The 13,890-nt window shown below is 66.3% G+C and carries 14 protein-coding genes; 5 read left to right on the top strand and 9 right to left on the bottom strand.

Going from position 1 to position 13,890, the window contains the following annotated elements; translation table 11 throughout:
• Window positions 1-3: 3 nt before the first annotated feature.
• From lysS to GXP34_01515, 4 genes are read right to left on the bottom strand one after another with little or no spacing between them, the layout of a single operon-like run.
• On the bottom strand, window positions 4-1,518 hold the full coding sequence (lysS, locus tag GXP34_01530) for a lysine--tRNA ligase (GenBank protein NOY54646.1): 1,515 nt from the start codon (window positions 1,516-1,518) through the stop codon (window positions 4-6).
• Window positions 1,519-1,530: 12 nt separating this feature from the next.
• Window positions 1,531-2,298 (bottom strand): type III pantothenate kinase, encoded by a 768-nt coding sequence (locus tag GXP34_01525; GenBank protein NOY54645.1) that lies wholly within the window; start codon window positions 2,296-2,298, stop codon window positions 1,531-1,533.
• Between the two features lies 1 nt (window position 2,299).
• Entirely contained in the window at window positions 2,300-3,193 is an 894-nt protein-coding gene (locus GXP34_01520; protein ID NOY54644.1) for a pantoate--beta-alanine ligase, read from the bottom strand.
• The gene (locus GXP34_01515) at window positions 3,190-4,005 is read right to left on the bottom strand and encodes a DUF2520 domain-containing protein (protein ID NOY54643.1); all 816 of its coding nucleotides are present in this window, start codon (window positions 4,003-4,005) and stop codon (window positions 3,190-3,192) included. Before GXP34_01515 ends, GXP34_01520 begins: the two co-directional genes overlap by 4 nt.
• 430 nt (window positions 4,006-4,435) lie before the next feature.
• Here GXP34_01515 and GXP34_01510 point away from each other — a divergent pair, with 430 nt between their 5' ends.
• From GXP34_01510 to GXP34_01495, 4 genes are read left to right on the top strand one after another with little or no spacing between them, the layout of a single operon-like run.
• Window positions 4,436-5,047, top strand: coding sequence for a 4Fe-4S dicluster domain-containing protein (locus GXP34_01510; protein NOY54642.1), 612 nt, complete (start codon window positions 4,436-4,438; stop codon window positions 5,045-5,047).
• Entirely contained in the window at window positions 5,047-6,972 is a 1,926-nt protein-coding gene (cooS, locus tag GXP34_01505; protein ID NOY54641.1) for an anaerobic carbon-monoxide dehydrogenase catalytic subunit, read from the top strand. The genes GXP34_01510 and cooS overlap by 1 nt, the downstream gene beginning before the upstream one ends.
• Window positions 6,969-7,835, top strand: a complete 867-nt coding sequence (locus tag GXP34_01500; GenBank protein NOY54640.1) for an AAA family ATPase — start codon at window positions 6,969-6,971, stop codon at window positions 7,833-7,835. Before cooS ends, GXP34_01500 begins: the two co-directional genes overlap by 4 nt.
• Complete coding sequence (locus tag GXP34_01495; protein NOY54639.1) at window positions 7,835-9,055, top strand: NAD(P)/FAD-dependent oxidoreductase; 1,221 nt, start codon at window positions 7,835-7,837, stop codon at window positions 9,053-9,055. The genes GXP34_01500 and GXP34_01495 overlap by 1 nt, the downstream gene beginning before the upstream one ends.
• Before the next feature lie 26 nt (window positions 9,056-9,081).
• Here GXP34_01495 and GXP34_01490 read toward each other — a convergent pair whose 3' ends face one another.
• Window positions 9,082-10,422, bottom strand: coding sequence for a hypothetical protein (locus GXP34_01490; protein ID NOY54638.1), 1,341 nt, complete (start codon window positions 10,420-10,422; stop codon window positions 9,082-9,084).
• 138 nt (window positions 10,423-10,560) lie between these two features.
• Here GXP34_01490 and GXP34_01485 point away from each other — a divergent pair, with 138 nt between their 5' ends.
• Entirely contained in the window at window positions 10,561-11,274 is a 714-nt protein-coding gene (locus tag GXP34_01485; protein ID NOY54637.1) for a methyltransferase domain-containing protein, read from the top strand.
• Between the two features lie 3 nt (window positions 11,275-11,277).
• Here GXP34_01485 and folK read toward each other — a convergent pair whose 3' ends face one another.
• Genes folK through folP form a run of 4 tightly spaced genes read right to left on the bottom strand, consistent with a single transcriptional unit; the run spans window position 11,278 to window position 13,862 of the window.
• Window positions 11,278-12,234, bottom strand: coding sequence for a 2-amino-4-hydroxy-6-hydroxymethyldihydropteridine diphosphokinase (gene folK / locus GXP34_01480; protein ID NOY54636.1), 957 nt, complete (start codon window positions 12,232-12,234; stop codon window positions 11,278-11,280).
• Entirely contained in the window at window positions 12,231-12,590 is a 360-nt protein-coding gene (folB, locus tag GXP34_01475; GenBank protein ID NOY54635.1) for a dihydroneopterin aldolase, read from the bottom strand. Before folB ends, folK begins: the two co-directional genes overlap by 4 nt.
• A 7-nt stretch (window positions 12,591-12,597) precedes the next feature.
• Window positions 12,598-13,074 (bottom strand): hypothetical protein, encoded by a 477-nt coding sequence (locus tag GXP34_01470; GenBank protein NOY54634.1) that lies wholly within the window; start codon window positions 13,072-13,074, stop codon window positions 12,598-12,600.
• Complete coding sequence (gene folP, locus GXP34_01465) at window positions 13,071-13,862, bottom strand: dihydropteroate synthase (GenBank protein NOY54633.1); 792 nt, start codon at window positions 13,860-13,862, stop codon at window positions 13,071-13,073. The genes GXP34_01470 and folP overlap by 4 nt, the downstream gene beginning before the upstream one ends.
• Window positions 13,863-13,890 lie beyond the last annotated feature (28 nt).

The following is a 13,890-nucleotide window of genomic DNA, read 5'->3' as shown; positions in this document are numbered from 1 at the left end:
CGGTTATTCGGGGCGCATCGTCGGGAAGAGGACCACTTCACGAATCGTTGATTCGCCGGCCAGCAACATCACGAGCCGATCCACACCGATCCCGAGCCCGCCGGTGGGTGGCATCCCGTATTCGAGCGCCCTGAGGAAGTCCTCATCCACCGGGTGGGTCTCCTCCTCGCCTTCGGCCTTGGCCCGAGCCTGGGCCTCGAAGCGCGCCCGCTGGTCGACGGGGTCGATCAGCTCGCTGAATGCGTTGCACAACTCCATCCCACCGGCGAACAGCTCGAACCGTTCCGTCAGGTTCGGATCATCACGATGCTCCCTGGCGAGCGGAGAGGTCTCCTTCGGAAAGTCGATCACGAATGTCGGCTCCCACAAGTTCGGCTCCACCAGCCGCTCGTACAGTTCGACGATCAGTTTGCCCTTGCCCCAGACCGGATGCACCGAGATGCCGTGTTGCCGGCACACATCGGCCAACTCCTCACGTGTGCGGTCGAAGGAGATCTCCACGCCGGTCGCCTCGGCCACCAGATCGAGAAGGCGGACCCGACGATAGGGCGGCGTGAAATCGAGCGTCCTGCCCTGATACTCGATGACCGCTCCCCCCGTGGCGGCCTCGGCGACCGCACCGAGGACACCCTCCATCAGGTCCATCACGTCGTGATAGTCGGCGAACGCCTGGTATGCCTCCAGCGTCGTGAACTCGGGATTGTGTGTCGCGTCGATTCCCTCGTTGCGAAAGACCCTGCCCAGTTCGAAGACTCTCTCCATCCCTCCGATGACGAGGCGCTTGAGGTGCAGCTCCGTGGCGATGCGCAGGTACATGTCGATATCGAGCGCGTTGTGGTGGGTGACGAACGGCCGAGCGAGCGCGCCGCCGGCCTCGGATTGCAGCATCGGTGTTTCAACCTCGACGAACCCCCGCCGGACGAAGGAGTCCCGGAGCGCCGCGACCGTGTCGATCCGCACCTTGGCGACACGCCTGGCCTGCTCGTTGGCGAGCAGATCGAGGTAGCGGCGGCGGAATCTGCGCTCCTTGTCCTGCAACCCGTGCCACTTCTCCGGCAGCGGCCGTAACGCCTTGGAGAGCAGACGGATCTCGCCGGTGCGCACGCTCAGTTCGCCTCGTCGGGTCGTGATGACTTCGCCGGTCGCCCCGACCCAGTCGCCGGTATCGATGTCCTCGCCGAACCGCTCGAAACGGTCATCTCCCATCGTGCGCCTGTCCACGAAGAGCTGGATCTGCCCGCTGACGTCCTGCAAGACGCAGAAGCTCAGCTTGCCAAGCCGCCGGATGTTGACGATCCGACCCGCGACCGACACGATCGCCCCCGTCGACGATCCGGGATCGAGATCCCCGTACTCCCCGGCGAGATCGGCCGCCGTGGCGGTCCTCTCGAAACGCTGTGGATAGGGCTCCTCGCCGAGCGCCCTCAACGCCTCCACCTTGGCGAGGCGCCGTGCGGTCAGTGGGTCCGCGGCAAGGGGGTCCTCGTCGGAAAGCGGTGTTTCGTGTTCGTCGGTCATGGCCGCAGCACCTTACCCCGCGTTGCGCTCCCAGAGCAGCCGAAGACCGGACAGCGTCAGGAACTCGTCGATCTGGTCGACGGTGCGGCAGTGCGGAACGATCACCGATGCGAGCCCACCGGTGGCAACCGTCGCGGTGTCCGGTCCCAGCTCGTCGACGATTCGAGCCATGATCCCGTCGACCAGGCCTGCATGCCCGTAGAGGAGTCCCGACTGGATCGCCTCGACGGTGCCCTTGCCTATCGCCGCACGGGGCGGCTCGAGGGCAACTCGCCGCAGCGCCGCGGTCGCCGACACGAGCGCGTCCATGGAGACTTCCAGACCCGGAGCGATCGCACCGCCGAGGTACTCACCTTTCCTGGAGACGATGTCGAAGTTGGTCGAAGTGCCGAAGTCCACGACGACGACGGGGGTCCCGTAGGCGTGCCTCGCGGCAACCGAGTTGACGATCCTGTCCGCACCCACCTCCTTCGGATTGTCGATCAGGATCGGCATGCCGGTCTTGATGCCCGGCTCCACGATGAGGACCTCCGCAGAGTCGAACAACTCCGCAGCCGTGTGGAGCGTCTCGGTCGCATGGGGCACCACCGATGAGATGACGACACCGGTGACCGAGTCGGCGTCGATGCCATCGAGATCGAAGAACCCCTTCAGGAGGAGCCGATACTGGTCGGGGGTGCGCGCATGGTCGGTCGCGAACCGCCAGTGATGAGCCAGTTGCGGGCCCTCCAGCAGACCCACGACGGTCTGGGTGTTGCCCATGTCGATGGCGAGCAGCATGTCAGTTGCCTCCCAGAATCGTTGCCCGGTCGAGACGTTCGCCGAGCTCGTAGGTGAGCTTGCCTCCATCGAGCCAGAAATGGACGTTGTCGATGAGTCGTGTCGTCCCGACGTGCGCGGCGATGGCCAGGAACGCGTCACGGTCGAGTTCCGGGATCGGTTGCACCGTTTGCGCGTCGACGAGTTGCACATACTGCACGTCGACGCCCGGAGCCTGCTCGCACTCGGTCCGCACGATCGACTCCAGCGCGGCCCCGGACCGCTCCCCGTCCAGCGCCGCCAGCGCGCAGCGGGCAAGGCCACGCGACAGCGCGAGCGCCGATCGACGCTGCTCCCCCGACAGATAGAGGTTGCGGCTCGAAAGAGCGAGTCCGTCCTGTTCACGAACGATGGGCCGGCCGACCACCCGAACCGGAAACGACAGGTCGATGGCGAGCCGACGCAGCACCGCGAGCTGCTGGGCGTCCTTGCGTCCGAACACGGCGAGGTCGGGCTGAAGGCCGGCGAAGAGCTTGGTGACCACCGTCGCCACACCCTCGAAGTGCCCCGGCCGGTAGGCGCCGCAGAGGTGGTCGGTGAGTGAACCGACGGTGACCCGTGTCGCCGGCTCCAGCGGGTACATCGTCTCGACGGCGGGGGCGAACAGCACGTCGGCGCCCGCGTCGTCGGCCAGTGCGGCATCCCTGTCCAGATCGCGCGGATACCGGTCCAGGTCTTCACCTTCGCCGAACTGGAGAGGATTGACGAACAGGCTGACGAGCACCGTGTCGGCACCGGTGCGTGCGGCGCGGATCAGCGACAAGTGTCCCTCGTGGAAGTAGCCCATCGTCGGCACGAGGGCAACGACACCCCTTCTCGCTGCCCGAGCCTCCTCGAACGTTGTGACGATGTTCACAGAATCTCCTCGAAGATGTCTCGGGTCCCCGCCAGTTCGGCCACGACTCTACCGAGCATCCGGAACCGGTCGACCTCTTCGGGTAGACGATCGGCGACGGCCTGGAGCTGGGCGGCAACCGTCCCGACGTCGCCCCGCTGGATCGGACCGGTCAGCGACTCCCCCGGACCGAGCCGGAATGCGTTGGCGACGACGGCCTCGACGAGCGGGCGGGCCGCCTCGAACGGAACACCTGCCGCCGCAAACAGCTTTGCCGCGAGTGCCAGCACGGCGACCGTACCGGTCGCTGCGGTCGCGGCAGCGGCGTGATAGAGGGCACGATCCTCGTCGCCGAGCGCAAAGGGGTGCCCGCCGATCGACGCGACGAGGTCTTCGAGATCCGACCGGAGTCCCGGATCGTGTGCGGTGACGGCAAACCATGAACCGGGAATGGCCGCGGCTCCCGCCTCGGGCGTCGGCAACGTCTGCAGGGGGTGCAGCACGCCGATCGACACTCCCGCATCGGCCAGCGGACCGAGTGCCGACGCCGGCTTCAGACCGCTGAGGTGAACGGCGGCGCCGACGTTGGACACACCCGGTGCCAGCCGCCCGGCGACCTCTTCGATGGCATCGTCCCGCACCGCCACCACGAGCAGATCCGCCGCGGGGAGACCGTCGTCGAAGCAGAGGGCAGAAGCGTCGAATCGTGCAGCGGCCTCCTCGACGGCCTCCCGTCTGCGCCCGAGCACGGCGACGACACGGTGACCCGCCGATGCTGCAGCCAGACACAACGCCGTGCCTGCACGCCCCGGTCCGACGAGGATGATGTTCAACGGAACCTCCCGGTTCGAGTCCGCGGTACCCGACCGGACAACAGGCTACCCGCCGTTCTCACCATCTGTCACAAGAACGCGTCGAGGCCGACGCCGACGCACGTACGGAGCTAGCGTGGAAAGCATCATGGGGTAGTTTCCAGTTGTCCACCCAGAAGTCTCCTGAGTAACGCCGGTGCGTGGATCGCCGACTGTACGCATCACTCATCTCGTACCCGGTGCTTCGCATTCCGTATCGCACCCTCGGGTCGATTCGGGATCGCGGGGCGAGCGCGACGGCTCTGGCGTGACAAAGCACGGTCGCTCACTGCATCGAAGGGCGCTGCACGGTCGTCGAGATACGTGCCTTGCATTGCCCAACAGGCTCCTGGGCGACGGGCGCCGCCGTCACGCGCACAACCCGCCCGACGACGCATCAGGAGGTGATCATGTGAAAACAGTCTTCGTGAATCCACAACGATGTATCGGCTGCCGGCAATGTGAGTTTGCCTGCGCGGTCGAACATTCCAGAAGCAAGGATCCGTACCTGGCAATCTTCGAGAGTCCTGTGCCGAAGCCCAGGATCCACGTCGAATCCGGCCCATGGATGGGGAGTTCGTTCCCCAACCGTTGCCACCACTGTGACCCAGCGCCATGCCAGCAGGTGTGCCCGACCGCGGCCATCGGTCGCAACGACGAATTCGGCGTCGTTCTCGTCGACATCGACAAGTGCATCGCCTGCGCGATGTGCGCCATGGTCTGCCCGTTCGCTGCGATCACGTTCCATGTGCAGGCCGAAGCGGCGGCGCCTCGGGTCGTCTCCACCAAGTGCGACGGATGCTTCGATCGCATCCGCCGTGACGAGGAACCGGCGTGTGTCGAAGTCTGCAAGGTGGATGCCCTCGTCTACGGGGAGCTGAACGACCTCCTGAGGGAGGAACGGATCCAGAAGGCGGTGCTCGCGATCGATGCCACCACAGGCGTGGCCCCGACGGAGCCGGACATGTTGGCCGGCTGGCGAGCCTGGGGCAAGGAAGTCGCTCACGTGGCGGGAGGAGTCTGATGACGAGTCGAATCGAGAAACAGAGCATTGCGGCAGACGCCCAGGTGATGCTGCGCCGAGCCCACCTCGAAGGTATCGACACCGTGTGGGAGCGCCTCGCCGCCCAGCAGCCACAGTGCGGATACTGTCTGCTGGGCGTGAGCTGTCGCAACTGTGCGATGGGCCCGTGTCGCGTCGACCCGTTTGGCGAAGGCCCCCAGAAGGGCGTGTGTGGCGCCGATGCCGACACCATCGTCGCCCGAAACCTGGGCCGATCGATCGCCGCCGGCGCGGCCGCACATTCAGATCACGGCCGTGACATCCTCGAAGTCTTCCTCGAGACCGCCCAAGGCGAGACCAGCGGATACGAGATCAGGGACGAAGCGAAACTGAGGAGCCTGGCTGCGGAGTACGGCATCGCCTCCGACGGGCGATCGGCGTCGGACGTAGCCGTCGAACTGGCCGAGGCCATCTTCGAAGACTACGGAAGCCGCAAGGAGCGCATCGGTTTCTTGGGCCGCGTCCCCGAGGTGCGCAGGGCCAAGTGGGCAGAGCTGGGGATCACCCCTCGGGGCATCGATCGTGAGAATGTCGAGATGCTGCACCGTACCCACATGGGCGTCGACAACGACTACGTCAACATCCTGCTGCACGGCCTGCGTACGAGCCTCTCCGACGGCTGGGGAGGGTCGATGGTCGCCACCGACCTGTCGGATGTGCTGTTCGGCACGCCCGAACCGGTCATGTCCCAGGTCAACCTCGGCACGCTCAAGAGGGAATACGTGAACATCGCGCTGCACGGCCACAACCCGCTGCTGTCGGAGGTGATCGTGCAGGCGGCAGGTGACCCGGAACTCGTGGCACGTGCCAAGGAGCTGGGTGCCGAAGGCATCAACCTCGTCGGACTGTGCTGTACCGGCAACGAGCTCCTGATGCGCAAAGGGGTGCCGATGGCCGGCAACCACCTGATACAGGAACTGGTGATCATGACGGGAGCGCTCGAGGCGATGGTCGTGGACTACCAGTGCATCATGCCGTCGGTGACGGACATAGCCAAGTGCTTCCACACACAGATCATCTCGACGGCCGACAAGGCGAAGTTCCCGGGCGCCACGCACATCTCGTTCGACCCTCACCGGGGCCTCGAGATCGGCAAGCAGATCGTGCGCGCGGCGGTCGAGGCATACGCCAACCGTGTCCCCGATCGGGTCCTGATCCCGGGAGAACCGGTGCCGATGATGGCCGGCTTCTCCGTCGAGGCGATCCTCGGCGCGCTGGGAGGCACCCCCGAACCGCTGGTGGACGCCATCAAGAGCGGACAGATTCGCGGCGCGGTCGCGATCGTCGGCTGCAACAACCCGAAGATCCCACAGGACAAGGGCCACGTGACGCTGACACAGCGACTCATCGAGAACGACGTCCTGGTCGTCGTCACCGGCTGTGCCGCCATCGCCAACGGGAAGGCGGGCCACCTGGTTCCCGAAGCCGCGGATCTGGCAGGGACGGGACTCGGAGCCATCGCCAAGGCACTCGGCATCCCGCCGGTGCTGCACATGGGATCGTGTGTGGACAACAGCCGCGTCCTCGTGCTGGCTGCGGCCCTCGCGAACCACCTCGGTGTCGACATCTCCGATCTGCCGATGGCAGGTGCGGCACCCGAGTGGTATTCGGAGAAGGCCGTCGCCATCGGTGCGTACGTCGTGGCCAGCGGCATCTACACCGTGCTGGGGGTGCAACCACCGATCTTCGGAAGCGAGAACGTGGTCAACCTCCTGACCGACGGGCTCGAGGGCGTCGTCGGAGCCACGTTCGGAGTCGAACCGGACCCGGAACGGGCAGCAGTGTTGATCCGACGCCACATCGAAGCCAAACGCAAGGCGTTGGGCCTGCCGTTCGTCGAACCGGACAGCATCGCGATGCCGGAGGAGGTCGGAGCAGGGGTATGAGCGATCACGGCCATGAACATGGGAGCCGGCACACGGCCGGCCCCCTCGATGGTTTCCGCGTGGTCGTCACCGGCAAGGGGGGCGTAGGCAAGACCAGCCTCACCGCCCTCCTCGCCGGGCTCCTCGGCCGGCGCGACTACGCCGTCCTGACGGTGGATTCCGACCCGCAGATGAACCTTCCCTACGCCCTCGGGCTTCCCTTCGAGCAAGCTCGGGGAATCGTTCCCCTCAGCCGGAATGCAGACTATGTCGAGGAGAAGACGGGAGCCAGACCCGGGGAAGGCTGGGGGCTGCTGTTCCGTCTGAACCCTGACGTGCGCGACGTGATCGATCGATTCGCCGTGCCGGCGAACGACCGGATCCGCGTCCTCGCCATGGGAACCGTGACCGTGCCGGCAGCAGGCTGTCTGTGCCCGGAGAACGCGCTCCTCGACGCCATCGTCGGAGACCTGTCACTACGCGACGACGAAGTCATCCTGATGGACACCCAGGCCGGAGTCGAGCACTTCGGTCGGGCGATCGCCAAGGGATTCCACCAGGCCGTTGTGGTGTCGGATCCGACGTTCAACGGCATCCAGGTGGCGGTCAACACCGCGAGGCTGGCACGTGAGCTCGGAATCCCCGCCGTGCATCTCGTGATCAACCGGGTCCGAAAGCCCGAAGACGTCGAACGCGCCCTCGCTCGCATCGAGGCCGAAGGCGGGTTCCCGTTCACCTCGCGCCATGCCCTCCCCTTCGACGAGCACGTGCTGGACACCGAGCCGGACCTGAGCCCCCTGCTCGACGGCTCCCCGACCCCATTTGCCGACGGCGTCACACGACTCTGTGACGCCCTCATCGAGACCGAGCAGGAGCTGAACTGATGAAACTCGTGATCATTGGAGCCGGTCCCGCCGGCCTCACCGTGGCAGAGACGCTCCGCATACACGGCGTCGACACCGACATCGTGATGATCTCTGCGGAACCGTACCCGCCGTACGCACCTCCCGCGATGGCGGACTTCTTCCTGACCGGAAGGGAACAGTCGATCTACTGGAAAGGTCGTGACGTCTGTGACCGTCTCGGCATCGACTACCGCTCCGGAACCCGGGTTCTGGGGATCGACCCGACATCCGGACAGGTGACACTCGACGGGGCCGGCCGTGTGCCGTACGACCATCTGGTCATCGCCTCGGGGAGCAGCCTGTACGCGCCGATCGAAGGACGGGACCTCCCGGGCGTGTCCAACTTCAAGTCGATGGCCGCAGCCTCCAAACTCGTCGACGGGGTCCGTCGAGGCAAGGTGGAACGGGCGCTCATCGTCGGCGCCGGCTTCATCGGCGTGGAGGTAGCCCTCCTGCTGACCGATCTCGGCGTGGACGTCACCATGGTCGAGATGATGGATCGGGTCATGCCGAGAATGCTGGACCCGGAGACCGCAACGATCGTGCTGGCCGAGTTGCAGAGCCGGGGCATCGTGGTCCGCCTGGAGGCCAAGGCTTCCGGTTTCGAAGGTGCCACGAGCGTGACGGGTCTCATGCTCGACTCCGGTGAGTCGCTGACGGCCGATGCCTATGTCGCCGCCACCGGGGTGAAACCGAACGTCGACTACCTTGCCGGTTCGGGTCTCGACATCGGCTGGGGTGTACGCGTCGACGATCACCTTCGAACCAACATCCCGGGCATCAGCGCAGCAGGCGATGTCGCCGAGACATACGATCGCCTCACCGGTGAACGATATGTTCATGCCATCTTCCCGAACGCGGTCGCTCAGGCGAAGGTTGTGGCCGATGGCCTCGCCGGCTACGACGGAGCCTATGAGGGCTCCGAGACGATGAACAGCCTGAAGCATCTCGGTGTGCCGGTGATGGTGGCCGGAGCGAGCAGCGGGTCCGAGGAGCTGCACTGGCGCAGGGGCGACCTGATGCGCAAGGTATTCCTGGACGACGGTCGCATCGTCGGCTTTCAGCTCGCCGGTGCCACGGCAGGCGCCGGGGTGCTGCGATCCCTCATGCTGAAGCAGACGGATGTCCTACCGCTCCGGGACCGGCTCGTCGCTCCTGATTTCGGTGTTGCCGACGTCGTGTTCCTGGCGCCGGCCTGACCGGGCACCGGGTACCTCGACAGGCACTACTCCCGAGGGTGTTTCACGGCCCTGGCGAGTATCGTCCGGATGCGCGGGTCGGCGAGGCTGAGCGCCATCACCGTCCATCCTGCCCCGACGGCTGCACCGGCGAGCACGTCGGACGGATACTCGAGGAGCAGTACGAGGCGGCAGAAGCCCACGACGGCCGCGATCAGCATCGCGGCACCGAAGCGAAACGTGGTCGCACGCCACCCTTGCGGCCGCCACGGCCAGGCGAGGATCACGAGAAGCGTGACGAGCGCGGCGATGTACTCGGACGGGAACCCGTAGTCGCCGCGTGAGCCGAGCGCGGTGAGCGACGGTGCCGAGCGGTCGACCACAAGTCGTGTCGCCTCGACGATCAGCCACTGGCCGGCGATGGCGACGACCAGCCCGATGGCGCGGCCGACGTAGCGTCGCGACAGCATGACCGCGGCGATTCCCGCGCCGACCACCATCGTCATCCACTGCGGTGTGGTCGTGGCAAGCCACCGCGCCGCCTGCACGACTGCCGGTATCTGGTGAGTGGCCACGTACTCCAGCGCCCGCTTGTCGAAGAAGAAGAACTCCTCCTGCCCGAGCACATCCTGGAGAAGACCGCCGAACAGCCACAGACCACCGACGATGACCAACGCGACCGGCCACAGATACAGGAGGGGAGCCACGCGTCTCGACGGGCCTTCCAACCGGTCCGCGAGGGCTCGAACGACACGCGTCCGCAGCAACGGGTCGAGCCATCCCAGTACCTTCTCGCGATGCCCCGCGACCCAACGGCTCGCCCACACGATGACACCGAGCACGACGAGCGCGCCCGCGAGCGTCAAACCACCACGCAACAGCCAGTGTTCCACCTCCTGCCAGCTGTCACCCGCCAGATACCCCATGAGCGTGAGGGAACTCCCCCAGAGCACCCCGCCGACCACGTTGCCGACGACGAATCGCCCGTACGGCATCTTCGCCATTCCGGCGGCAAACGGGACGACTGCCCGCAGGAACGATGTGAACCGTGCGACGACGAGTGCCGACCACCCACGTCGGGCCAGACTCGTCTCGGCCGCGTCGAGCCGCCCTGCGAACCTGGCGAGCCGTGGCCTGCGAAGCACCGCCGGCCCGAAGTGGCCACCCATCCAGAACCCGACCGAGTCACCGATCACCGCTCCGAGAACCGCTGCGATCAGCATCGCCCAGAGGGGTACGACCCCGGTTCCGGCGAGTACCCCACCAAGGATCACCGTCACCTCTCCGGGGAGAAACAGTCCGAGGAACGCGGCGCTCTCCCCCATGGCGAGCGCGAACACGAGCAGCGGCGACCACACCCCCAACGTGGTGAGCAATCGGTCGATCATGTTCCGCCAAAGGTCATGACGGTGCAGCGTAGCGGCCGATCTGCAACCAAACGCCTGCACGGCGAGTCGAAGTCGCAGACCCGCCGTGCACACATCCGGAATCCGAATAGGGTGTAAGCACCGAACGAGGAAAACGCCATGGGCAGCAACATCTTCAACTGGAAAGGCCGACTGGGGCCGATACATCTACGAATCTCCGATACGACGTTCCGGCCGTCGACGATCTCCGGGCTCCTCGCCGAGGCGCTGCACGTCGAACCGGGCGATGTCGTCATCGACATCGGTTGCGGTTCGGGGATCCTTGCGATCATCGCCGCGAAGCTCGGGGCGTCCAGTGTCCACGCCGTCGACAAGAGCCCCGACGTCGTGGAGGTCGGCCTGGCGAATGCCGTCGAGCAGGGTGTCGCCGACAGGATCACCTTCTACCAGGGCGACCTGTTCTCACCGATTCCCGACGACGTCGAAGCCGACGTGATCATCGGTGACGTCTCCGGAATCCCGGACCGGCTCGCCGATGACAGCGGTTGGTTCCCGACCAAGGGCGGGGGCGGTCCGCGCGGCAGCGAGCTGCCGATCCGCATGCTGGAAGAGGCGAAACGCAGGCTCCGGCCGATGGGGAGACTGTTCCTGCCGACAGGCACCCTTCAGGACGAGGCCGCGATCATCCAGCGGGCCCGTGCCCTCTATGGGAGAGTCAAGGCGCTCACCGACCGACCGATCCCACTGCCGAGTCAGTTGGCCGCAAGCGCAGCCCTCAAGGATCTGATCGACCGCGGGATCGTCACCGTCACCCGGCGGGGCTCCCGCCTGCTGTGGAAGGCCCGCGTCTGGGAGCTGTCGCTGGACTCCTGATCGTTACACGACCCAGGGGATGAGCCGCTTCCTCACGTGCGCCCGGTACGCCGCGTACCCCGCGTAGCGCTCGACGAGGCGCTCCTCCTCGAAGCGGGCCTTCATCCAGAAGAACGCTGCGCCGACGATCCCGACGATCAACGCGACGAGACTCGACCGGAGCAGCGCCGCGCCCACGAGCAGCAGCACGATCCCCCCGTAGATCGGATGCCGCACCCACCGGTAGGCGCCCGACGCCACGAGCCTCCCCGAGGACAGCGGCTGCGGATACGGCGTCAGATTCGCACCGAGGTGCCGTGACCCGAGCAACGACTCGACGGCACCCGCAACTGCCAGAATCGCTCCCAACCAGACGACCCAAGGCGGCCAGGCCAACGAGCCCGCATCGGTGAGCAGTGCCACCGCCGCCGCAACGAGCACCACGCCCTGCGCCGTCACCCACCAGCCTCCCCGAGACGTGAATGTCTCCGGGCGAGTGCTCAACCGTCGATTGATCCGCGACACGTTCTGATCTTGCACGAAGGGGAGCAGAGCGGCGACCGACCCCCCATCGGGCGTCGCAGCATCCGGCCACACCTCCGCGAGCGGCTCCAGGACGAACCGGCGGAGCGCGAATCGGGGATGCGGCACCGTCAGGCGCTCATCGTCGATCATCCGGTCGCCGTACAGGATCAGGTCCAGGTCGAGCGTTCGCGGTCCCCACCGGGTCGTTCGTTCCCTGCCGGCCTCCTGCTCGATCCGGAGCAGGCCGTCGAGCAGCTCGTGGGGTTCCAGGTCCGTCTCGACGACGGCGACGGCGTTCAGGTACGGTCCCTGCTCCGGCCCGCCCACCGGCGCCGTCTCATACACCGATGACACGGCCTCGACCTCACCACAGGCGGCGAGCGCCACGACGGCGACCTGGAGATGGTCGATCCGGTCACCCAGGTTCGAGCCGAGAGCGATCGCCGCCCGTGTCATCGACTCCGCCGGATCGAGACCGACACGTCGTCGAACGGGACGGGAATCGGCGCCTCCGGCTTGTGTACGGTCACCTCGACCGCATCGATCCGGACATCCTCCATCACCAGATCGGCCACACGGCCGGCGACTCGTTCGATGAGACCCCAGCGCTCGTCGGCGACACGATCATGGATGGCCTGGGCAAGGGCCCCGTAGTCGATCGTCGCCGCCAGATCGTCCGTCGCCGCGGCCGGCTCGAGATCCAGGTACATGGTCACATCGATCACGAACGTCTGCCCGGCCTGCCGTTCTTCCGGATACACGCCGTGGTGCGCGAAGACCCGGATACCGCCCAGCTCGATTCGTCCGCTCATCGCAGCCTCAGGCTCTGACTGGCACGAGCGCCCGGCCCTCCGGGCCGAGCGGTCGGCCAAGGATCTCCTGAATGACGGCTATGGCGAGGATCGGATCGGTGACCAGCTTCGAGTACACGAGATAGCCGGCGAGCAGGCCGGCGATCGTGTCGTCGACCAGGTCACGGTGCACCAGGACGACGCTGTCCGGCTCCGACAACGCGAGGTCGAGGGCGTCGAACACCCTATCGACGTCTCCCTGTTCGTACTCTCCGACGAGCGGCTCGTGGAACACCGTGAAACCGGCGTCCTGATAGTTCGCCACGTTCTGTCCTCCGGCGAGCAGGGTCACAACCGTGTTGATACCCGCTCCACTCTGCAGCCAGACGATCTCCTCTTCACGGCGAACCCGGCGATGCTGAATGCCGTGCCCGCCAATCCGCTCACACACTGCCAGGCGCCCTTTGATCACCCATGTGAACGCTCTCGGTTCCAGTCCCGTCATGACACTCTGCCTCCACATCGAACCATAGCGTCGGCAACCTGCACAGCAGGCCGAGAAACGGCAACATTGTGTACACGAACGACGGATGCCCCCGCGGCCACCGCCAACGCCGACGCCGCAGCCGTGGCCACATCGCGATGTTCCGGCCGCTCCTCTCCCGTCAGCACCCCGAGGAACGACTTGCGGGACGTTCCGATCAACACCGGGTAGCCGGTCTCCACGAGGACACCGATGTGCGCCAGCAACGCGAGGTTGTGCCCGACCGTCTTGCCGAATCCGATACCCGGATCGATCACTATGCGGCCCGGCGAGATGCCCCGGTCCTGCGCGAACAACGCCCGTTCGACGAGGAAGTCCCTGACTTCTGCGATGACGTCGCCATAGGTGGGATTGGCCTGCATCGTGCGGGGGGTCCCCTGCATGTGCATGAGCACGAGCCCCGCACCGGACTCGGCGACCGCCTCGGCCATCCCGGCTGCGCCGAGTGCGGACACATCGTTGACGATCGATGCTCCCGCCTCCAGTGCAGCGTGGGCAACCTCGGGCTTCGTCGTGTCGATGGAGACGACGACGCCTTCACCTGCGAGTGCTTCCACCACGGGCTCGACCCGTCTGATCTCTTCGGCGGCCGGTACCGGCTCGGCCCCCGGTCTGGTCGACTCCCCTCCGACATCGATGACGTCTGCGCCTTCTGCGACGAGGCGGACGCTCAGAGCGATGGCCTCGTCCGGATCGAAGAAGCGGCCACCATCGGAGAACGAGTCGGGAGTGACGTTCACGATGCCCATGATCAGTGCCCTGTCGGGGAGGGACACG

This window comes from Actinomycetota bacterium, assembly GCA_013152275.1.
In the GTDB taxonomy this organism is placed as follows: Bacteria; Actinomycetota; Acidimicrobiia; order Spongiisociales; family UBA4744; genus BMS3Bbin01.
Note: the sequence above shows the minus strand (reverse complement) of the source record. Positions and strands in the feature narration are given on the sequence as shown.